Here is a 19,185-nt window from a genome sequence, read left to right on the forward strand (position 1 = left end):
TCTTTTGTACTATAAATTGATAATTAATCCTTCATCTGGGGGCAAAATACCAGCACATACACTAGGATGAATGGCTGCCAATTGGTTCAAGCCATTTAGTTCTTTAAAAATAAGCCAACTTTTCGTTTTTGCCGCAGTCTCCATTAGGAAACCTGCTGTTTTTTTGTCAAAAGTATCAGGGCCCCATTCCTTCATTCGTTTTTGAATATGACCTGGAGCAAAGAAAAATGCGCTGCGTTCTGAAATGGTTCCTTCCTTGGGTTTTGCATTTGCCCAGTGGGTTAAGCCAACATTAGATGTAAATTTCATTTGGTCACCCAAGTGTACATGCAATGCAGCTAATACTTGCTGATTTCCCGACATATCGACTATTACAGTCGGAATACTAGAATCAATACTTGTGACTTCTTTGTAGGTCAAACAATGGTCATAAATATTCAAGTTCTTGACGGTTTCTAAATTCCGTGGAGAGGTCACACCAATCACTGCAGGGGCATTTTCATCGGTTTGAAGCGCATAGCCCAAACCGGTGCTTGTTTTGCTGCTTGCGCTTAAAATTACCAGCTGTTTTGCCCCATGCCAATCTTTGTCTTGCAGAGCATCCCACAAGCAAAACGAAGTAAGATGCAAGGGAAATAGCAACATTCGCTCTCTATCAAATTTAGGATTATACTGCTTTTCATTGTATACTCTTCGATAAATATTATAACCCGCTGGCAATGCAGAACGATGTGCCGAACCATCAATAAACCGATTTGCTTTACAGCCTACAGGTTTCATTTTCAGATGTTTGGCTGGCGGAAAATATCCAAATAGACGGTCCCCAATGGGAATCTCATCGGTTTTCGATTCAACTACAGTAGCAAAGCCCCAAACGGGAATTACGCCCCAACCATCTGTAGTATCACCAACTGGGGGAAAGAACTGCCAATAGCCTATCATGTCTCCAGCAACAGCATAGGTGATGTTATTTGCGGTGTAAGCAAACTTTTCAATTTTTACCAAAACCTCGCCCTGTTCTATGTTCAATTCAGCCTTTGGGGTTTCAACTAAACGATTTCGGATAAAAACATTCTGGTTGACCTGAAATTGAGGACTTTCGATTGCGGAATGTTCCTCAGCATCCATTTGCGAAATGAATTGTTCTAGTTTCATTAAGGCAGGCATAGAAGCTTTTCGCATTCTTTTCAAAATAGCCATTTTCAATTCGTCGGTTTTATCAACATTCTGCACCAAGCTACCAAAGCCATTCAAACGATTTTCGGTAAGCCAATTGCGAAGTTTCTTGTCTTGTGACCAGGTAAATTGATTGCCGAGTTGTGCTGAGAGCATTCGTATCCAATCCGTATCATGATTTGGTAGGAGAACGACTTGACAAAGTTTGTTTTTAGCTTGGTCACCTTTGTAGTGCGCTTCAATATAGGCAATAACCGAAGCACTGAAAACAGGTTGATAGGAGCGCACAGTTTGTGGTGTTATCAAACCTTCTTGAAATATAGGTCGGCTGTCATGCTCCGAGATTGCGGTAGCTGAACAATCGATGTGAATATTTTCCTTTGAGGTAGGAATGATTCCCTCTTTCAAAATGATTTGGTCTTTTTTGAGCTGCTGTACCCTGCCCAAACGCACTACGTTTTTGATTTTTCGAAGTTCTTCCAATTCCAATTGACTGACGGTTGCCCCGTGAAACATTTTAGGACGAACATTCTTATCGAGTCTTGTTAGAACACCAGTATCTTCTAATCGGTCAAATAAATCGGGAATTGATTTCGCTTTCGGAATTGCTTCCATTTGTGCAGCAATGGAACCAATAGAAGTTTCAAAAAACTCATCTGCAGGTTGGGCATTCTTACGGTCAAGTAACCAAGCATCCCGGGAAACAATCCAAGTAATAGCATCGGGATTGACTTGCTTTTCCAATAGCCAGAGACACGCATCTATTCCTGTTTTTCCACCTCCGATAACTACGTAGCCCTCCGGTTGATTGGTTATTTTAGGAAGGTCATTTAAGGGAATAAATTGTACGCCGTCTTCAATAGAAAAATTGGGCGTATGTGTTGCTGGTACACTGGTTCCTAAAATAGTAGTATCTACTACTTTCGAATTCACTTTTACGAGCTGCTTCTCGCCAGTCTCCAAAGATTCAAAGGCGCCATTGCCCTTGTAATCACAGTTAGGAAAGTACTTCACCCTTCCTGAGGTCAGGAAAGTGTTTTGCATGACATCTTCGTAATAGGCATATATTTCTGTCCCTTTTGCCAGACTATATAATCCTTTATTGGTTCCCGTTTCATCTTTAATCCCGTTGCTTAGTTCTTTCGAACTTACTCCGTAAAACTGTGAAGGTTGATGAAGGGTTACAAAGGGGTAAGCTACATTCCAATGCCCACCTGGTTTGGCGTAACGGTCTATTATAGTAATATCAGCATCCGTTTCTGATAACAAGGTATCAACGAAGGCCATACCAACGGCACCGCAACCTATGATTAGGTAATCTGTTTCTAGCATATATTCTTTTAGGGCTTAGCCCAAATTAGAGTGTTCCTAAAAATTTCATGTTGTGTCGCATGCTTTCCATAGGAGTGCTTGCATACTCTTCTTGCTCGATAAAAATATGTTCTACTCCTGAGGCTTCTTGATGAGCCATCATTGAAGGAATATCGAGGCCTCCTTTTCCGAACTCCGTGCTTTCCTTTTTGGTCATATTCATGTCTTTCAAATGCCAAAGAGGAAAACGACCAGGGTACTTTTTGAAATAGTCTAGAGGGTCTTTTCCACCGACAATAACCCAGCCTAAATCCAATTCCATATGTACTAAATCTGCTTGAGTATTGTCCATTAAGACGTCGTATAAAATCGTTCCATTTTCTGACTCAAATTCATATTCGTGGTTATGGTACCCGAATTTTATCCCCAGTTTTTTACAAGCTTCCCCGGCCTTGTTGAAAGCTTCTGCAACTTTTTTATAATTGTCGACAGTTTGCCCTTTACTAGGCATTGAAGAGCAGATTAAATACTCTTGGCCTGAGGTAACTGCTTCCTCCATGGTTTTGTCAAAATTATCATCTAATGCCACATGGCCACTAGTCAATTTCATGCCTAAGGCATCACACGCTTCTTTCATTTCTTTTGGTGAAAGTCCATAATAATGACCTTTTCCGCTACGCGCAGATTCTATTTTTTTAAATCCTACGGAAGCTATTTTTTCTAAAGTCCCTAAAGCATCTTTTGCCATTTCATCGCGGAAGGAATATAATTGAACCCCATAGTGTTGTGCTACTGTAGTACTGGCGAAAGCGCATGAGGGTAGCAGGATTGTTCCTGCAGTAAATAGTCCTGATTTCAATAAAAATTCTCTTCTAGTGTTCATGTTTACATTATTTCAATTCGTAGCTTACAAAGGCGATATGCTGACTATCTGGTGCCCATGAAGGAACATTAATAGTACCTTGACCTCCAAAGAGTTTAGCGATGGTTTTTACTTTTCTAGTTTCTAGATTCATTAATCGTAATTGAACATACTTATTAGCCGGATGACTACCAGAAGGAATATCAGTACCAAATGTCACATATACAATCCATTTGCCATCAGGTGAGGGGTGCGGAAACCAATCATTGAGCTCATCTGTAGTAATTTGTTCTTGTGCATTGCCATCGGTATGCATGCGCCAAATTTGCATGGTGCCTGTCCGTTCAGAATTGAAATAAATATATGTACCATCAGGGGAATAATCTGGTCCGTCATCCAAACCTGCTGCTGAGGTCAAACGTGTTTCTTCCCCACCTTCAAATGGAATAGTATAGATATCATAATTGCCATTGCGTTCGGCGCAATAGGCCAAAGTTTTCCCGTCAGGAGACCATCCGTGCCAATACGATGGACCAAGTGGTGTGATTTGTTTTGGTTCACCACCGGTAATGGGCAAAGAATAAATTAGAGACTTTCCGGTCTCGGTTTGATCGCTTATTACCATTTTGGTTCCATCAGGAGAGATACCGTGATCATTGTTGATTTTGTTTAATGTTCCTGTGGAAATTAATTCAGGCTCACCACCATCCACTGAGATTTTATACAATGAACCTTTGCTGTTATAAATTATGGTCTTTCCATCAGGAGTCCAATTAGGCGCTTCAAAATGGATAGGTTTACTATATATCGTTTTCCGCTCCAAAGAAGAAATAGAAATGACTTCCAAAGTACTTTCAATAACCATCTCTGAATTGCTGTTTTGAGCTTGACCAAGATTTGATAAGAACAAAATTCCTAATAAAAATGACGGGCAAACACGAAGGTTGAATAAACAAGACATTTAGCACAAAATAATTTTCAATCTTTTAAAGATAACTAAAAATTGATTGTACAATGGAAGCTCGAAAACAGTTGTGATTTGTACTTTTACCGAAAGTAATTTTGATGAATTCAAGACAAATCCAATTAGCTGCTTTTGACCGTTTGCTCACTATTATGGACGAGCTTCGAGAGCAATGTCCATGGGATAAAAAGCAAACAATTCAAACCCTACGTCACCTTACTATTGAGGAAACCTATGAGCTTGGTGATGCTATTTTAGACAATGATCTCAACGAGGTTAAGAAAGAATTAGGTGATATTCTATTACATATTGTTTTCTATGCCAAAATAGGTAGTGAAACAAATGATTTTGATATCGCTGATGTATGTAATGAAATTTGCGAAAAACTGATCAATCGGCACCCACACATTTATGGTGATGTTGAGGTAGCCGATGAAGAAGAAGTAAAACGCAATTGGGAGAACTTGAAGTTGAAAGAAGGAAAAAAGAGCGTTTTAGAAGGAGTGCCTAAAGGACTACCCGCACTCGTAAAAGCAAATCGTGTACAAGATAAGGTGGCTGGAGTAGGGTTTGATTGGGAAAAACCTGAACAAGTTTGGGAAAAGGTTCAGGAAGAATTAGCTGAGTTTCAAGATGAGGTTAAAAAAGAAGATTCGGACAGGATGGAAGCGGAGTTTGGTGATGTGCTTTTTTCAATGGTGAATTACGCACGATTTTTAGATATAAGTCCTGAAAATGCTTTAGAACGTACAAATAAAAAATTCATCAAAAGGTTTCAGTACTTAGAAACTAAAGCCAAAGAAATGAGTAAATCGCTAAAAGAAATGACTTTAAAAGAGATGGATGTTTTCTGGGAGGAAGCTAAAAAAATAAAAGATTGAAATACCAACTAACTAAGTGCTAAAAAACTATACAAAGGAGTTTCTCTACAATATAAAATTATCGGTACCTGTTATTATGGGCCTTTTAGGCCATACGATTGTACAGCTTGCAGATAATATCATGGTGGGGCAATTAGGTACCGCTGAACTTGCAGCTGTATCATTAGGTAATAGTTTTGTGTTTATCGCGATGTCTTTAGGTATTGGTTTTTCAACTGCGATTACTCCATTGGTTGCTGAAGCAGACGGCGCTGGTAACAAAGCAGATGGTAAAAGTGCTTTGAAGCATGGTCTTTTGTTATGCACAGGTATAGGTATTTCTCTATTCGGTGTTATTCTTTTAGCAAAGCCAGTGATGTATATGATGGATCAGCCACCAGAAGTGGTTGAACTGGCTATGCCCTATTTAGATTTGGTGGCATTGTCATTGATTCCACTAGTTATTTTTCAAGCTTTTAAGCAGTTTTCTGAAGGATTATCTCAAACAAGATATCCTATGTACGCCACTATATTGGCAAATGTGGTAAACATCACCTTAAACTACCTATTAATTTTCGGATCGTTTGGTTTTCCAAAAATGGGAATTGTTGGGGCAGCGATAGGCACTTTAGTTGCGCGTATTCTGATGGTAGTATATATCTGGTATTTGTTGAAGAGCAAGAAGAAATTTCATGATTACGTAACTGGGTTTAATTTTAGGAAGCTAGAAAAGAAAGTGATTGATAAAATTATCAGTTTAGGTTTTCCATCTGCGCTACAAATGTTTTTTGAAGTAGGTATTTTCACCGCAGCTATATGGTTGAGTGGAGTTTTGGGTAAAAATGCCCAAGCTGCAAATCAGATTGCTTTGAATTTAAGTAGTATGACCTTTATGTTCGGAATGGGATTAGGTGTTGCCGCTATGATACGCGTTGGCAATCAGAAAGGATTACAAAACTTCAAGGACTTAAGACGCATTGCTCAATCCATATTCCTATTAACTTTTTTGATCGAAATTATATTTGCAGCACTTTTCTTATGGGGTAGAAATTGGTTTCCAACCTTGTATTTAGATTTTGATTCCGTATTAAATATGTCTGATAATACGGAAGTAGTTTTCCTGGCGGGCCAACTTCTTTTAGTGGCCGCTTTTTTCCAAATTTCCGATGGAATACAAGTGGTTGTTCTCGGAGCTCTACGTGGACTTCAAGATGTCAAAATTCCAACTTTTATAACCTTCATTGCCTACTGGCTAATAGGATTTCCTGTTTCATATTACTTAGGATTGCATACCGAATTAGGAAGCACAGGTATCTGGGTAGGCCTACTGGTAGGTCTAACAGCCTCGGCGATTATGTTGTATATTCGATTTAATTATCTCACAAAAAAATTAATAGTTCAAAGCTAATACCAATGGAATTTCCAAAGTTTTTACTCGGTGACAATACTGACTATCCATCGGCAATATTTATTGTCCACACAGAATATCCTAGATTCATCATCAATCTTGAAGATGATGAAGTACAATGGTTTGAAGAATTCACTAGTGAAGATGAAAAAGAACTCGAAACGGAAACAGAAAGTCTTATAGAACAAGCAACTGCTTTCTATGACCGTGAGGTTTCCAGATACGAAGATTAACTTTCATGTTAGAAGAAATTCTGAAATACGACAAAGAGGTTTTTTTGTTGCTTAATAATTTAGGTAGCGAAACTTGGGATGGTTTTTGGATGTTCATGACCAACAAATTCAGCTCAATTCCTGTTTATTTAATTCTCATATTTCTTTGCTATAAGCAAATCGGATTAAAGAAGACCATATTGCTAATAGTTGCTGCCATTTTAATGATTGTTGCAACAAACGGGCTCGCGGACTTTTTTAAATACGGTGTAGCTCGTCTTCGACCGTGTTATGATACCAGTGTCAACGAATTGATGCGCTTGGTAAAAGATTCATGTGGAGGTAAATTCGGATTCTTTTCGGCACATGCCGGGAATACCATGGCCGTAGCTGTCTTTTTTTCGATCTTACTTAAAGAGAAGTTCAAACTAGTGGGAATTCTATTATTGATTTGGGCAGTTTTGATAAGTTATAGTCGAATATATATCGGGGTACACTTTCCGTTAGATGTGTTTGCAGGTATGGTAATCGGACTCTTTTTTGGGTGGTTGTTTGCAAAGTTATATATATTTGCTCTCCTCAAATTACCTCTATGATATCTAATACTAGGTATTGGTTTTTGTTATTTCTCGTTGTTCTGGTGTATATCGCTGGAATGTTCGTAAAACTTTTTGAGAACGATTCTGCCCAGTTTGCAGTCATGGCCATGCGTATGGTTCAAGAAAATGATTTCTTGAGCCTCTTTAAAGGTCCAGAGGAATATCTTGATAAGCCACATATGCATTATTGGTTGGCTGCACTTTCTTATAAAATCTTTGGAATTCATGAATGGGCATATCGTATTCCGGGAATATTAGCCACCCTATTAGGAGCTTACAGTTGTTTCGGACTAGGTAGGCTTTTATACAATAGGGAGACAGGGAAATTAGCTGCTCTTATCTTTATGACGGCACAAACTATAATGCTCTCAGCAATAGATGTCCGCACCGATGCCGTTCTTACCGGATTTACAGTCTTAGCCATTTGGCAATTGGCCACCTATATCGAGACAAAATCGTTTAAAAATATTGTACTTGGTGCCTTTGCGGCAGGTATCGCTTTTTCAACGAAAGGACAAATTGCTTTATTGGTAATAGGTTTTCCATTGTTATGCCATTTGGCCTATACGAGAAAATGGAAACGTTTTTTGAGTTGGAAGGTTTTAGTTGCCATACTGATTTTTGCTATCGCTATTGCTCCCATGTTATATGCGTATTACCATCAGTTTGATCTGCACCCAGAGAAAATAATTCGTGGAAAAGGTGAGCGAAGCGGAATTTTCTTCATCTTCTGGGAACAGAGTTTTGAGCGCATGAGTGGAGCTGGAATGGGAAAGAATAGTAGCGATTATTTCTTTTTCTTTCACACCTTTTTATGGGTGTTTCTACCTTGGACCATTTTAGGACTTGCTGCCTACGGTAGCCGTATCAAAACACTTATCAAGCTTAAATTTAAGTACAACTCTAAGTATGAGTTCCTCACTTTAGGTGGAATTACTTTAATATTTATTGTAATCAGTTTTGCTCAATTTAAGCTTCCCCATTATTTGAATATCACAATGCCACTATTTTCCGTTTTGACAGCATCTTATTTGTATAGTCTTTATAAGCTTACCAAAAAGAAGACTATCAAAGTATTGCTGGGGGTTCAGTATTTTATTTTGAGTTTGGTCTTTATTGCTTCAATGTTGATATGCTTTTATGTATTCAAATTTGAGAGTAATTATTCATATATCTTGTTGGGGTCAGCATTTGCAGTAATCATTTACTTCTGTCTAAAGAGAGAGGAATACTATTTACGCATCATAACACTTTCGGTCTATAGTTCGCTGTTGCTTAATGCAGTGTTGAATATGCATTTTTATCCCTCTTTGTTAGAATATCAAGCCGGTTCATCAATGGCGGAGACCATTGCCGAGAATAATATTCCTATTGACAATATTTACAAGGTTTCTACCCATCATACTTGGGCTTTAGATTTTTATAATAAGAAACCGGTCAAGATTACCACAATGGGAGAACTCAATAATAAAAGCAATATTTGGGTTTATGTAGATGACTTACAACTTAAAGAACTTCAGAATTTAGGTTTTGATTGGGATAGACAGTATACCGAAGATCAATTCAGAATTACAAGGCTGCAAGCTAAATTTTTAGATCCCGCTACCCGAAAGAAGGTATTGAATAAAAGGCATTTGATACATATTTATTAGAGACAAGAGACAAGAGACAAGAGACAAGAGAAATTACCCGTGTCATTTAGTGAACTTTGCAAAACCAATGCGCTTTTTGCATTTAAGTTTTATTTACCTCAAGCTTTATCTTTTTGAAGTGGTAGACAATTCCGCAAAGCGATATCACAGCTGTTATTAAAAAGAAAAGCATACTTATTCCCACCGAAGTACTTTCGTTTAGACCCAACCATGTTGCTCCGTAAAAGAAGGTGAGTTCACGACTTCCTATACCACCAATGGTTAATGGAATTACAGATACAATTGATGAAATTAAAAAGATAACCAAGTAGGCGATGGTATTCATTTCAATTCCCAATGACTTCAAAATAAAGAAAACACATATAAGTTGTGATAACTGCACTAATGCCGAATAGCCAAAGGATTTCCAAAAGACAGGAATAACATATCCGAAGAACTTTTTATTCAAAAAATAAAAAACGATTATACTTAGAAGAATAGCAATCCCAAATAGGATTTTAAAATCTTTTAGTTGACTACTTTCTAGAAACAGGGCTAATCCGCAAGCATATATAAATAATAGCAGCAAGCCACTCAATCTATCCAATACTAAAACGGAGACTACCTTTTTAGTGTCTACTTCAAATTTCTTTTTGATGAGATAACCTTTGTAGGCATCACCACCAATTCCTCCGGGAAGAAAAAGATTATAAAACATGCCTAAGAGATACAATTTTAAGTTGCTCTTTTGAGTCAGGAATACTTTTAACTCATGAAAATATAGATTCAATCGAAAAGCGGCCACTATTTTAGATACCACGAAAAGCAATAACGCTAGCACCAAATAGAAAGGATTTGCCTTTTTAACAGTTTCTAAAACTTCAGCAACATTAAGTTTGGTAAAAATGAAATAGATAAGTGCAGCACTTATAACAATCTTTAGAAGGGTTATTCCTTTCTTACGAAGATTCGCCACCTACTGTAATTTTTTTGATTCTGTATGGTCGCTTTTGCTGCGATTCATAATAGGTTCGAATGAGAAGTTCCATAACAATACCTATGGTGAATAATTGAATGCCCGCAAGAATAAACATTAATCCGAAAATGAGTAAGGGGCGCGTTCCGATATCTTGACCAAAACCAAATTTCACAATCAAAAGATAGATATTAATAAAAATTCCTATTATGATTAATAAGACCCCTAAGATTCCGAAAAGGTGTATTGGGCGTTGAAAGTACTTGCGAATGAATAACAGTAGCATCATATCAGCCACAACTTTAAAAACACGCTCTAGCCCATATTTAGATACTCCTGCATGCCTCGCATGATGTTTTACGGGTACTTGCTTGATTTGAGCTCCCTCTAGGTGCGCAAGCAAGGTAATAAAACGATGCATTTCGCCATAAAGGTTTAGTTCTTTAGCAATGTCTTTGGTAAATACTTTAAGTGCGCAGCCATTATCTTTAATATCCAATTTGGTAACTCTCCTTACCAAGAAGTTGGCAATTTTAGAAGGTATTTTTTTAACTAGGGAATCCTTTCTTTTTTGTCTAATTCCAGTAACAACATCATACTCTTCCTGAACAGCATAGCTCAGCATTTCGGGAATATCACTTGGGTCATTTTGTAAATCCCCATCCATGGTGATTATGTATTCTCCCTTAGCATGGTCTATTCCCGCGGCAAGAGCTAAACTTTGTCCGTAATTCTTCTTTAACTCGATCAAATGAACTTTGTTATCGTTCATTGCTTTTACAACCGTTCGCGTATTATCGGTAGAAAAATCATCTACGTAGATGATTTCATAGTTATAACCGGTCAAACTTTCATGGATTTTTTCAGTAAGAAGGACGGCATTGTCTTGCTCGTTATAAAAAGGGACGACTATGGAAAGTAAAGAATCGGTAATTACGTTCATTGACTAAGTGTTGCTGCGACAAATTTAGGGTATTTATTTAGGATTCGTTTGCAGTAATTTTTCCGCAGCGCGAAATGGAGATATCTTATTGTTAACGACATCTGTAACGAGCTCCTCAAGTGCTGCGGCTACCTTTTTATCTTGGTAAAATCGTTGTTTGAGTTGGTCGTCAAGAGTTTGAAGCAACCAATTTTTATTTTGTTGTTGACGTTTAGAAGTGAAGAAATTTGACGCCTTGTTTTCAGAAATGTAATTTGAAATCATATCCCAAACCTCGTCTAAACCTGTATTTTCTAATGCTGAACAACTCAGTACTTTTGGTACCCATCCATTTTCTTTCGGCGGATACAAATGCAAGGCTCTAGAAAATTCAACTGAAGCACTGCGAGCTCTTTTCAAGTTATCGCCATCAGCTTTATTAATCACAATAGCATCTGCCATTTCGATGATTCCACGCTTGATACCTTGCAGTTCATCACCAGCCCCAGGAAGTTTAAGCAATAAAAAGAAGTCGACCATACTATGCACTGCAGTTTCACTTTGACCTACTCCGACAGTTTCCACTAGAATTACATCATAACCTGCGGCTTCGCAAAGAATAATGGTTTCTCTAGTTTTGCGTGTAACTCCGCCTAATGAAATACCAGAAGGGGAAGGGCGAATAAAAGCATCGGGATCTTTTACCAATTCTTGCATACGGGTTTTATCACCCAAAATACTTCCACTAGTTTGTGTACTTGTCGGATCTACCGCCAGAACGGCTACTTTTTTGCCAAGCGAAGTGAGTTTTTTTCCGAAAGATTCAATGAAGGTGCTTTTACCAACGCCGGGTACTCCCGTAATACCGATCCGAATGCTGTCTGTGTTTTTTGCCAAACACTTCTCAATAATGAGGTTCGCTTTTTCAAGACTTTCTTTTTTGGTGCTTTCTACCAATGTGATGGCACGTGCCAAAGCGGTTTTATCATTTTTAAGAATTCCAGAAGTCAGCTCTTCAACAGTCGGAATTAATTTCCGGCTATCTTGAATTTTAGAAATTCTATCTGGAGTTATTGTTTTTTTTGACGCCAAGCTTACTTGTTAATAGGGACTTGTACAATGGTTTCATCCCATGATAAAGAAAGATTTACCGGATTTGCTTCATCAAAAGAAATCGTGAAATTTTCTAATTCTGAAGAAAGCGATTTCGTGGGAACTTTGACCGTTAAAACATCATTTTCAGAGTCTCTGGTAGTTTCCTTACCTCCACTAATTAGGGTTACTCCCCATTCAGGGACCTCACTGTTAAAAATAACAGACCAGCTATCTTTTCCAGGAATTGTCCATAAGGCATATGTACCTGCAGGTAGTTCTTTGTCAATAATTTTAATGTCTGTTTTAGTAGTAAATGTGGTCGGTTCATTTGCTCCAGTTCTCCAAACAGTATCGAAGGGTACGAGTTCTCCAAAAATAACTCTCCCTTTTTTAAATGGACTAGAGTAAGCAACAGATAAATCCATTCCATTTTGTGTGTAAGTAGCAACTTTTTGGGGGCTAATTTTTTTGGTTTCGCCTTGCATATAGGGCCATGCGATAAATTTGAAGATCAAAAACAAAGCGCCAAAAGTAATTAGCAAACCGATAAGCCATTTTTTTAATTTCATGTCTAAATATGTTTTGGGTTAGTCTAAGTTACTAAATCGGTCGTTATTCAAGCAATTTTGAATATGACCTAATTAAAGAAGATCAAATACAAATTTTGACTTATTTGAATAAATTTCACCTGGACGGAGCTTGCAATTCGGAAAATTCTTTTGATTTGGAGCATCAGGGTAGTTCTGCGTTTCGAAACAAATTGCCGGAAAATCAAGAGGGGTGTAAACTACGAGCCCCGGTTGATTTGTGCTTACTTCCATAGAAATACCTGATTTTTCAGAAGAGACCTTCGCTGCTACCTCGGTTTTAGGATTAATTACGTAAGCATTATCTAAACGGGTGTTTTCAATTGGCTTTTCCGTTAGAAAATCAAACGGAGTGAGGTCTATTGAAATTATTTCACCGGTCGGAAGTTTGTTTGCATACATTTCAACCACCTTTTTACAATTAAGTTTAAGGTTGTATTCGTTTATTTGATTGGCATCATCTAATCTAAAATAAGAATGATTCGTTAGATTGACTACTGTAGTACGATCTGTACTTGCTTCATGAATAATATGCAGTTGATTATTTATGAGTTTATAGGTAACATTTACTTTTAAATTTCCCGGGTAACCTTCTTCTAGATGTTTGCTTTGGTAAGAGAGTTTTACAAAAGGTTGTCTGCCTTGATGTACTTCTTCAATAGTCCAATATTTCTTACCAAAACCTTCTTTACCTCCATGAAGATGTACACCGTCTTTTTGATGTAAATGATAGGTTTCTCGGTCTAATTCAAATTTGCCATTAGAGATGCGACCTGCATATCTTCCAACACAAGCACCTAAAGATTTGGTATCTTCTAAGTACTTGTCAGGGGAATTAAAACCTACGACAACGTTTACCGATTTACCTTCTTTATCTTTAACTAATAATTTTTGAATTATCGCACCGTAATCAAGCACAATCATTGTAATAAAGGGTGTGCTAATGGTAACTTGCTTCATAAATTTATTCTAATTATTTGGGGGAATGGTTTGAATGAAATACGAGTTTTTCGGATAAATCGATGTTCTTGTACCCAACTTATTCAGATTAATTTTTATAAAATTAATTGTTTTTTGCAACATCGAATTTTTTTGCTCGTCTTTAAAGGGAATTCATCATCAAAACCAACAACGAAACTAGCTAATGTTTCAAATTGATATCGTAGAAGATTGCAAAGCGAATAGCCGCAGAGCACAATTAAAGCTTTACAAACAATATTGTGATGGCATGTTTTGTGTAGCAATGCGATTTCTTAAAAATGCTGATGATGCCGAAGACGTGATTCAAGAGTCTTTCATAAAAGCATTTCAAAAGATTGATCAGTTTAAAGGAGATGTAACATTTGGAGCATGGCTAAAGCGAATAGTAATCAATAAGAGCATTGATTTTTTGAAGGCAAAGCAATTGAAAAAGGTAGAACTCGATGAAGGTTATATGCAAGTGACTTCTGATGAGGATTGGTCGGTTGAAGATGATATTTCTATCGATGAGGTAAAACAAGCGATTAACGGTTTACCAGAAAAATACAAATATGTTGTTATGATGTTTTTAATGGAGGGGTTTGATCACAGTGAGATTTCACAAGTATTAAATATTTCGCAATCGGCATGCAGAACAAGATTGCTAAGAGGAAAAGGATTATTAAAGGAACTATTAAAAGATAAAAGATATGTCTCAGGATCTTAGAGAATTGTTTAAAAGAGAACGGGAAGAACAAAAGCATGAAATGCAGCAAGGTCATGAAGACCGTTTTCTAAGGCGTTTGGATGAAGAACTGCCAAGAAAGAAGAACTCATCTTTCTTTTTCTTAAAAATTGCTGCTACGGTGTTGCTTTTGGTCACGGCCGGGTATTTTGGATTCATGAAGTATTCCAAAGGACACACAATCAAAGAAATCATTGTAGATGGCAAAAATGAAGCACAAGAAGAAAAAGGAATCTCACTTGGCGATTTATCACCCGATCTCAAAAAAGTGGAAAATTACTATGTGGCCAATATCAATTTAGAACTTTCAAAATTAGAAGTTTCAGATGACAACAAGGGCATGGTTGATAGTTTTATGGATCAACTAGAGAGTCTTAATACGGAATATCTTAAACTCAATGAAGAGTTAAACCAAATTGGGCCAAATGATCAAACCATATCCGCATTAATTCAAAACTTACAGTTACGATTACAATTACTACAGAAATTAAAAAAGAAGTTAAACAATTTAAACACATCAAAAAATGAACAAGTTGAGACAAACATTATCTAAAACCCTTGTCTTGCTCCTATGTTTCATCACCATGGGAGTTTTCGGACAATCACAAACAAAAACTTTTAAGGAGACTTTTGCGGTTTCTAAAGAGGCTATACTTGATGTTAATACAAGTCATGCTGATATCGAATTTGAAACATGGGCGAAAGATCAAATTGAAATAGAAGCTACCATAGAGATTGAAGGAGCTACTGATGAAGAAGCTGAAAAGTATTTTGAAGATGCTGGTTTTGAGATTTTAGGAAATAGCAAAAAGGTTACCATTTCTACAGGTAAGGAAGGCACCCCGCGTTGGTCGCACCCTTTAGGAGATTTGCAAAACTTTCATATTGAAATGCCCGAGTTTCCAGAAGTTCATGCCTATAACTTTGATTTTGATTTTGAAGAGTTAAGTAATATGCCGATGCCTCCAATTCCGCCTATGGCTGAGTTTGATCATAAAGCCTTTAAAAAAGATGGGGATGCCTATCTCAAGAAATGGAAAAAGGAATTTGATGAAAGCTTTGATGAAGATCATGTGAAAGAATTAGAAGAATGGGCAGAGCGCATGGAGGAGAAACAAGAAAAAATGACAAAGAAACGGGAAGAGATGATGAAGAAAAGAGAGGAGATGATGGAAAAAAGAAATGATAAGCGTCTGGAGCTTCAAGAAAAAAGGGCAGAGGCCAGAGTTAAAAGGATGGAAGCACAAAAGGAAAGATGGGCACTTTCGCTTGAACGAAAAAAAGCGAATGGACTTTTTGCAAATGATTCATCACATGTTTTTATTGTCAGAGGAGATAGTGTAAATACGTATTTTCGAGGTGGACCAAGTATTTTTTATGGTTCTTCTAATGGATTACATAAAAACTATAAGGTAAAAAAGACAATTAAAGTCAAAATGCCTAAGGGTATGAAGATCAAAATGAATGTTAGACATGGAGAGGTAAAACTGGCTGAAAACACAAAAAATTTAAATGCCATTTTATCACACTCAAGCTTATGGGCATCTACGATTGATGGAGATAAGACAACAATAAGTGCTTCTTATTCTCCTGTAAATGTTCAGAACTGGAATTATGGACAACTTCAGGCCAAGTATTCTGATAATGTAGCTTTGAAAGAGGTACTTAATCTGCGTTTAGATGCAACTTCGTCAGATGTTACCATTGATAAGCTGATGAATAGCGCTTTTATTAAAAATGATTTTGGGCCATTGCGGATTAAGTCTATATCAAATAATTTTTCAGATATAGATATTGTGATACAAAATGCCGAATTGAACTGCAAAACGCCGAGAGTTCCGTTTACGATATACGTAAATGGAACATCTTCTAAACTAACCACCCCAGCTTCTATTACTTTAGATCGCACAAAGAATTATAGAAATACAATACATAAAGGTTATTTTAAAAGTAAAAATGCTGGTAGTTCAATTACTATAAATTCGAAGTATAGCGATGTAGTTTTAGATTAGTTACTCTTTAAGAATTATTGTCCCAAAAACGTCAGCATCAATCCAAGCTCTATTTTTATCCTCTCCAGGAACAAAGACTGAACCAATAAAATTTTCTCTTTCTGTACTTTCATCGTTATCGCAATAAGCAATTGCAAAGCCAATCTTTTGATTAACTTTTAGAATTACAGATCCATTCTTTTTTCCATCCTCGAATTCCTCATCATAAATTGTTATTGCCATTTCCCATAGGCTTTTATTGCCTTCAGTGACTCTTTTCGAAATAACATGTTCATTGTATAGTTGAGGTTTTTTATTCGGGTTAAAGTCTACTACATTACCATCTAAGGCAATATGGTAGCCAAAAGCATTATGATTGTTCTGATGAAGTCCTCCGGAATTGTCCTCGTCAATAAACACCTGGATAGAATCGTCATTCCACCATAATTTTAACGGATCCTTTACCTTATCGTATAGTGTATCATCAACAATTTCTACAAGTAGATAGAGCCGATTCTCATCCCAACTCAACTTGTAGCGCCCATTGAAATCATCATGTTCATAAGGATTACCCAACCAATTTTGGTCAAGTGGGTGCCAGGTGGCTAAGTTCCAAGAGTTTTCGGCGCCCTTACCGTCAATAGTCGGACTTTCCGATACTTTTTTTATTTCAATGATTTGATGATCTTTTTTCTTAGGCTGATGCGTTGTACATGCGTACAGCAGAGCGCATAGAAATACGGGTATTGCTAGCTTCATAGGTTGCAAATTTGGGGATTCGCATTTCCAATATAGTAAATTCTTACGTTTTAATGGGATTTTAGTGTACTAAAAAGAAATCAAGTAAGCGGTAGTGGTAAAACAAAAAAAGCGGCTGCAAGCCGCTTTTTATTTTTTTAAGTTCTTTTTTAATGAGCGTCTTCCTTGAGATACTCACCAAAGTTTGCTTTAAACCGATTTAGCCTTGGTATAGAAACATTTGTAATATAAGAGTTATTCGGATGCTTCTTTTCATAGTCTTGATGATAATCTTCAGCAATCCAGAATTTTTCAAAGGCAGTAACTTCCGTTGTAATTGGGTCGCCGTCATATACATTTTGATCTACTAATGCACCGATATAGGCCTCTATAATTTTCTTTTCTTCCTCATTCTTATAAAAAGCTACAGATCGATATTGCGGACCTCTATCTGGGCCTTGTCTATTCAGTGTTGTAGGATCGTGAGAACCAAAAAATACCTGAACAAGAGCGGTAAACGAGATTACTTCTGGGTCATAATAAACCTCAATGGCCTCAGCATGACTTGTTAACCCGGCTCCTACTTGTTGATACGTTGGGTTTTGTTCTGATCCACCTGAATACCCAGAAACTGCTTCTTTCACTCCTTTAACACTCTCAAAAATAGCTTCAACACACCAAAAGCAGCCACTAGCAAAATAAGCCGTTTCGTATTTACTTAGGTCTTCTTGAGAAAGCTTAGCAAGCTCTTTTTTTATTTCCTTTACAGGTTCAGTTGTTTCTTTTTTCTGATTTGATTGGCAGCTTGATGATACCAAGAAAACTATTAATAACAAGCTAGTTTTTAAATATCTCATAATTTATTTTCAAAGTTTGTTGCTCAAGTTACAATCTCCTTACAGCAAAGCGAGTTAAAAAATGTTAAGGTTTATTTACAGGAAAGGATTAAACCTATTTTTTTGGAATAAAAAACCTCGCTTTTAGCGAGGTTTTTAAATATCACAAATTCTATTTTACTTAATTACCAATCATTCCATTTCCAAAGACTTCAACAGCGGAAATTTTTGGCTTGTCAACAGAAGAAGTAAACACAATATTTAACTCACCATCCATCACCTCTACATCATACATTTTGGTAAAAGCTGTCGCAGCTCCTCCTGCTACCTCGAAAACATCAAAGTTTGTCAGTATACGGTTTCCTTCTATATCTACATTTAGAATTCTACTACCAACCCCTCCATCGGTGCCGTCTGCATCCCTTTTGAGAACTCCCCAATAAATCTCGGCAAAATGAAGTTTTACAGTGTAAGTTCCATCCGAAACTGGAATATCATAAGAAAAAGGCCCTTGATTGGCTTCGTTAGACGTAATGGATTCGCTTAAATAGATTTCATCAAGTTCAGTATTCTCAATTTCTGTAATACTTGGGTGCGCAATGTAAGAAGCAAATAACCCGCCGCCATATTGTTCGTCAGCAGCCCAAACAGCACTATCAATTGTGGTAACTTCTGGTCCTCCTGAATTAATTCTCAACAGGTTTGGACCTACTTCAACTGAAGATTCTTCAGCATCTTCAGGGCAACCATCTCGAGCCGGAATACCTGCTATATCAGGACAAGCATCATCTTTATCGGCAATTCCATCACCATCGGCATCTGGGCAACCGCCTAAATCAGCAAGACCAGCTTCATTCGGACAAGTGTCATCTTTATCAGCTATTCCATCAGCGTCAACGTCTGGGCAGCCATCTAAAGCAGCGAGACCTGCTTCATTTGGACAAGTGTCATCTTCATCAGCAACCCCATCACCATCAGCATCAGCAACAGCGACAGGCGGTTCAGGATCATCACTTCCGCAGGAAACGGAAATTATAGTCAGTGCAAAAAATAGCATTAGGAATTTCATTTTTGAAAAAATAGCTCTTTTCATAATCAAGTAGTTTTGGGTTTAACTTATTTATTTCTCTTAGTCTTATTGATATTAAAACTATCAAATGGCTCATCACCCAACAAGAGATTTTTTATATTATCGACCAACTGTAAGGCCTATTTTTAAGGGTTTTTCGATAAAACCCCTGTTATTATATAGTACAAAGCTAGTACGAAATTAGTTCATAATCAAACGTCATAGATTAACGGCATACTTTTT

18 protein-coding genes and 1 pseudogene are annotated in these 19,185 nt (G+C 37.2%); 8 read left to right on the forward strand and 11 right to left on the reverse strand.

Annotated features, from left to right (window positions below):
• Positions 1 to 9: 9 nt before the first annotated feature.
• From ACKWCD_RS17110 to ACKWCD_RS17120, 3 genes are read right to left on the reverse strand one after another with little or no spacing between them, the layout of a single operon-like run.
• On the reverse strand, positions 10 to 2,508 hold the full coding sequence (locus ACKWCD_RS17110; RefSeq protein WP_413985184.1) for a DUF2855 family protein: 2,499 nt from the start codon (positions 2,506 to 2,508) through the stop codon (positions 10 to 12).
• Positions 2,509 to 2,533: 25 nt separating this feature from the next.
• On the reverse strand, positions 2,534 to 3,370 hold the full coding sequence (locus tag ACKWCD_RS17115) for a sugar phosphate isomerase/epimerase family protein (RefSeq protein ID WP_413985185.1): 837 nt from the start codon (positions 3,368 to 3,370) through the stop codon (positions 2,534 to 2,536).
• A 7-nt stretch (positions 3,371 to 3,377) separates the two neighbouring features.
• Positions 3,378 to 4,310 carry a TolB family protein gene (locus tag ACKWCD_RS17120; protein WP_413985186.1) on the reverse strand — a complete coding sequence of 311 codons (933 nt, stop codon included), beginning with the start codon at positions 4,308 to 4,310 and terminating at the stop codon, positions 3,378 to 3,380.
• Between the two features lie 104 nt (positions 4,311 to 4,414).
• On the opposite strand from ACKWCD_RS17120, the gene mazG reads away from it, so the two are divergent.
• The 5 genes from mazG to ACKWCD_RS17145 are packed head-to-tail and all read left to right on the forward strand — an operon-like array spanning position 4,415 to position 9,044.
• Positions 4,415 to 5,194: a nucleoside triphosphate pyrophosphohydrolase gene (mazG, locus tag ACKWCD_RS17125; RefSeq protein ID WP_413985187.1), complete on the forward strand. Its 780-nt coding sequence runs from the start codon at positions 4,415 to 4,417 to the stop codon at positions 5,192 to 5,194.
• Between the two features lie 16 nt (positions 5,195 to 5,210).
• Positions 5,211 to 6,581, forward strand: coding sequence for an MATE family efflux transporter (locus ACKWCD_RS17130; protein ID WP_413985188.1), 1,371 nt, complete (start codon positions 5,211 to 5,213; stop codon positions 6,579 to 6,581).
• Between the two features lie 5 nt (positions 6,582 to 6,586).
• Positions 6,587 to 6,814 (forward strand): hypothetical protein, encoded by a 228-nt coding sequence (locus tag ACKWCD_RS17135; protein WP_413985189.1) that lies wholly within the window; start codon positions 6,587 to 6,589, stop codon positions 6,812 to 6,814.
• Between the two features lie 5 nt (positions 6,815 to 6,819).
• A complete protein-coding gene (locus ACKWCD_RS17140; protein ID WP_413985190.1) occupies positions 6,820 to 7,389 on the forward strand; it encodes a phosphatase PAP2 family protein in 570 nt (189 codons plus the stop codon).
• Complete coding sequence (locus tag ACKWCD_RS17145; protein ID WP_413985191.1) at positions 7,386 to 9,044, forward strand: ArnT family glycosyltransferase; 1,659 nt, start codon at positions 7,386 to 7,388, stop codon at positions 9,042 to 9,044. The genes ACKWCD_RS17140 and ACKWCD_RS17145 overlap by 4 nt, the downstream gene beginning before the upstream one ends.
• 82 nt (positions 9,045 to 9,126) lie before the next feature.
• Here the strand turns inward: ACKWCD_RS17145 and ACKWCD_RS17150 are convergent, their stop codons facing one another.
• The 5 genes from ACKWCD_RS17150 to ACKWCD_RS17170 form a co-directional block, all read right to left on the reverse strand.
• Entirely contained in the window at positions 9,127 to 9,999 is an 873-nt protein-coding gene (locus tag ACKWCD_RS17150; protein ID WP_413985192.1) for a lysylphosphatidylglycerol synthase transmembrane domain-containing protein, read from the reverse strand.
• A complete protein-coding gene (locus tag ACKWCD_RS17155; RefSeq protein ID WP_413985193.1) occupies positions 9,983 to 10,942 on the reverse strand; it encodes a glycosyltransferase family 2 protein in 960 nt (319 codons plus the stop codon). Before ACKWCD_RS17155 ends, ACKWCD_RS17150 begins: the two co-directional genes overlap by 17 nt.
• Before the next feature lie 33 nt (positions 10,943 to 10,975).
• Positions 10,976 to 12,013, reverse strand: coding sequence for a methylmalonyl Co-A mutase-associated GTPase MeaB (gene meaB, locus ACKWCD_RS17160; protein ID WP_413985194.1), 1,038 nt, complete (start codon positions 12,011 to 12,013; stop codon positions 10,976 to 10,978).
• A gap of 2 nt (positions 12,014 to 12,015) precedes the next feature.
• Positions 12,016 to 12,585: a DUF2911 domain-containing protein gene (locus ACKWCD_RS17165; RefSeq protein ID WP_413985195.1), complete on the reverse strand. Its 570-nt coding sequence runs from the start codon at positions 12,583 to 12,585 to the stop codon at positions 12,016 to 12,018.
• Between the two features lie 72 nt (positions 12,586 to 12,657).
• Entirely contained in the window at positions 12,658 to 13,563 is a 906-nt protein-coding gene (locus tag ACKWCD_RS17170) for an aldose epimerase family protein (RefSeq protein WP_413985196.1), read from the reverse strand.
• Between the two features lie 184 nt (positions 13,564 to 13,747).
• Here ACKWCD_RS17170 and ACKWCD_RS17175 point away from each other — a divergent pair, with 184 nt between their 5' ends.
• From ACKWCD_RS17175 to ACKWCD_RS17185, 3 genes are read left to right on the forward strand one after another with little or no spacing between them, the layout of a single operon-like run.
• Entirely contained in the window at positions 13,748 to 14,290 is a 543-nt protein-coding gene (locus ACKWCD_RS17175) for an RNA polymerase sigma factor (RefSeq protein WP_413985197.1), read from the forward strand.
• Positions 14,274 to 14,861: a hypothetical protein gene (locus ACKWCD_RS17180; protein ID WP_413985198.1), complete on the forward strand. Its 588-nt coding sequence runs from the start codon at positions 14,274 to 14,276 to the stop codon at positions 14,859 to 14,861. Before ACKWCD_RS17175 ends, ACKWCD_RS17180 begins: the two co-directional genes overlap by 17 nt.
• Positions 14,833 to 16,320 carry a hypothetical protein gene (locus tag ACKWCD_RS17185; RefSeq protein ID WP_413985199.1) on the forward strand — a complete coding sequence of 496 codons (1,488 nt, stop codon included), beginning with the start codon at positions 14,833 to 14,835 and terminating at the stop codon, positions 16,318 to 16,320. Before ACKWCD_RS17180 ends, ACKWCD_RS17185 begins: the two co-directional genes overlap by 29 nt.
• On the opposite strand, the gene ACKWCD_RS17190 is transcribed toward ACKWCD_RS17185, so the two are convergent.
• The 3 genes and pseudogenes from ACKWCD_RS17190 to ACKWCD_RS17200 form a co-directional block, all read right to left on the reverse strand.
• Positions 16,321 to 17,058 carry a sugar-binding protein gene (locus ACKWCD_RS17190; protein WP_413985200.1) on the reverse strand — a complete coding sequence of 246 codons (738 nt, stop codon included), beginning with the start codon at positions 17,056 to 17,058 and terminating at the stop codon, positions 16,321 to 16,323. It abuts the gene before it with no gap.
• A 149-nt stretch (positions 17,059 to 17,207) separates the two neighbouring features.
• Positions 17,208 to 17,894 carry a peptide-methionine (S)-S-oxide reductase MsrA gene (msrA, locus tag ACKWCD_RS17195; RefSeq protein ID WP_413985201.1) on the reverse strand — a complete coding sequence of 229 codons (687 nt, stop codon included), beginning with the start codon at positions 17,892 to 17,894 and terminating at the stop codon, positions 17,208 to 17,210.
• A gap of 160 nt (positions 17,895 to 18,054) precedes the next feature.
• Positions 18,055 to 18,858, reverse strand: a pseudogene (locus tag ACKWCD_RS17200) (malectin); the annotation flags it as partial.
• Positions 18,859 to 19,185: the final 327 nt, after the last annotated feature.

Origin of the sequence: Maribacter taeanensis (genome assembly GCF_047345145.1) — a bacterium.
Classification (GTDB): domain Bacteria; phylum Bacteroidota; class Bacteroidia; order Flavobacteriales; family Flavobacteriaceae; genus Maribacter_C.

Bases quoted from the DNA above. Each gene is read 5' to 3' on its own strand.
- mazG (WP_413985187.1), top strand. From the start codon at position 4,415: ATGAATTCAAGACAAATCCAATTAGCTGCTTTTGACCGTTTGCTCACT.
- msrA (WP_413985201.1), bottom strand. From the start codon at position 17,894: ATGAGATATTTAAAAACTAGCTTGTTATTAATAGTTTTCTTGGTATCA.
- ACKWCD_RS17185 (WP_413985199.1), top strand. From the start codon at position 14,833: ATGAACAAGTTGAGACAAACATTATCTAAAACCCTTGTCTTGCTCCTA.
- ACKWCD_RS17190 (WP_413985200.1), bottom strand. From the start codon at position 17,058: ATGAAGCTAGCAATACCCGTATTTCTATGCGCTCTGCTGTACGCATGT.
- ACKWCD_RS17165 (WP_413985195.1), bottom strand. From the start codon at position 12,585: ATGAAATTAAAAAAATGGCTTATCGGTTTGCTAATTACTTTTGGCGCT.
- ACKWCD_RS17170 (WP_413985196.1), bottom strand. From the start codon at position 13,563: ATGAAGCAAGTTACCATTAGCACACCCTTTATTACAATGATTGTGCTT.
- ACKWCD_RS17175 (WP_413985197.1), top strand. From the start codon at position 13,748: ATGTTTCAAATTGATATCGTAGAAGATTGCAAAGCGAATAGCCGCAGA.
- ACKWCD_RS17135 (WP_413985189.1), top strand. From the start codon at position 6,587: ATGGAATTTCCAAAGTTTTTACTCGGTGACAATACTGACTATCCATCG.
- ACKWCD_RS17115 (WP_413985185.1), bottom strand. From the start codon at position 3,370: ATGAACACTAGAAGAGAATTTTTATTGAAATCAGGACTATTTACTGCA.
- ACKWCD_RS17140 (WP_413985190.1), top strand. From the start codon at position 6,820: ATGTTAGAAGAAATTCTGAAATACGACAAAGAGGTTTTTTTGTTGCTT.
- ACKWCD_RS17155 (WP_413985193.1), bottom strand. From the start codon at position 10,942: ATGAACGTAATTACCGATTCTTTACTTTCCATAGTCGTCCCTTTTTAT.
- ACKWCD_RS17110 (WP_413985184.1), bottom strand. From the start codon at position 2,508: ATGCTAGAAACAGATTACCTAATCATAGGTTGCGGTGCCGTTGGTATG.
- ACKWCD_RS17120 (WP_413985186.1), bottom strand. From the start codon at position 4,310: ATGTCTTGTTTATTCAACCTTCGTGTTTGCCCGTCATTTTTATTAGGA.
- ACKWCD_RS17145 (WP_413985191.1), top strand. From the start codon at position 7,386: ATGATATCTAATACTAGGTATTGGTTTTTGTTATTTCTCGTTGTTCTG.
- ACKWCD_RS17180 (WP_413985198.1), top strand. From the start codon at position 14,274: ATGTCTCAGGATCTTAGAGAATTGTTTAAAAGAGAACGGGAAGAACAA.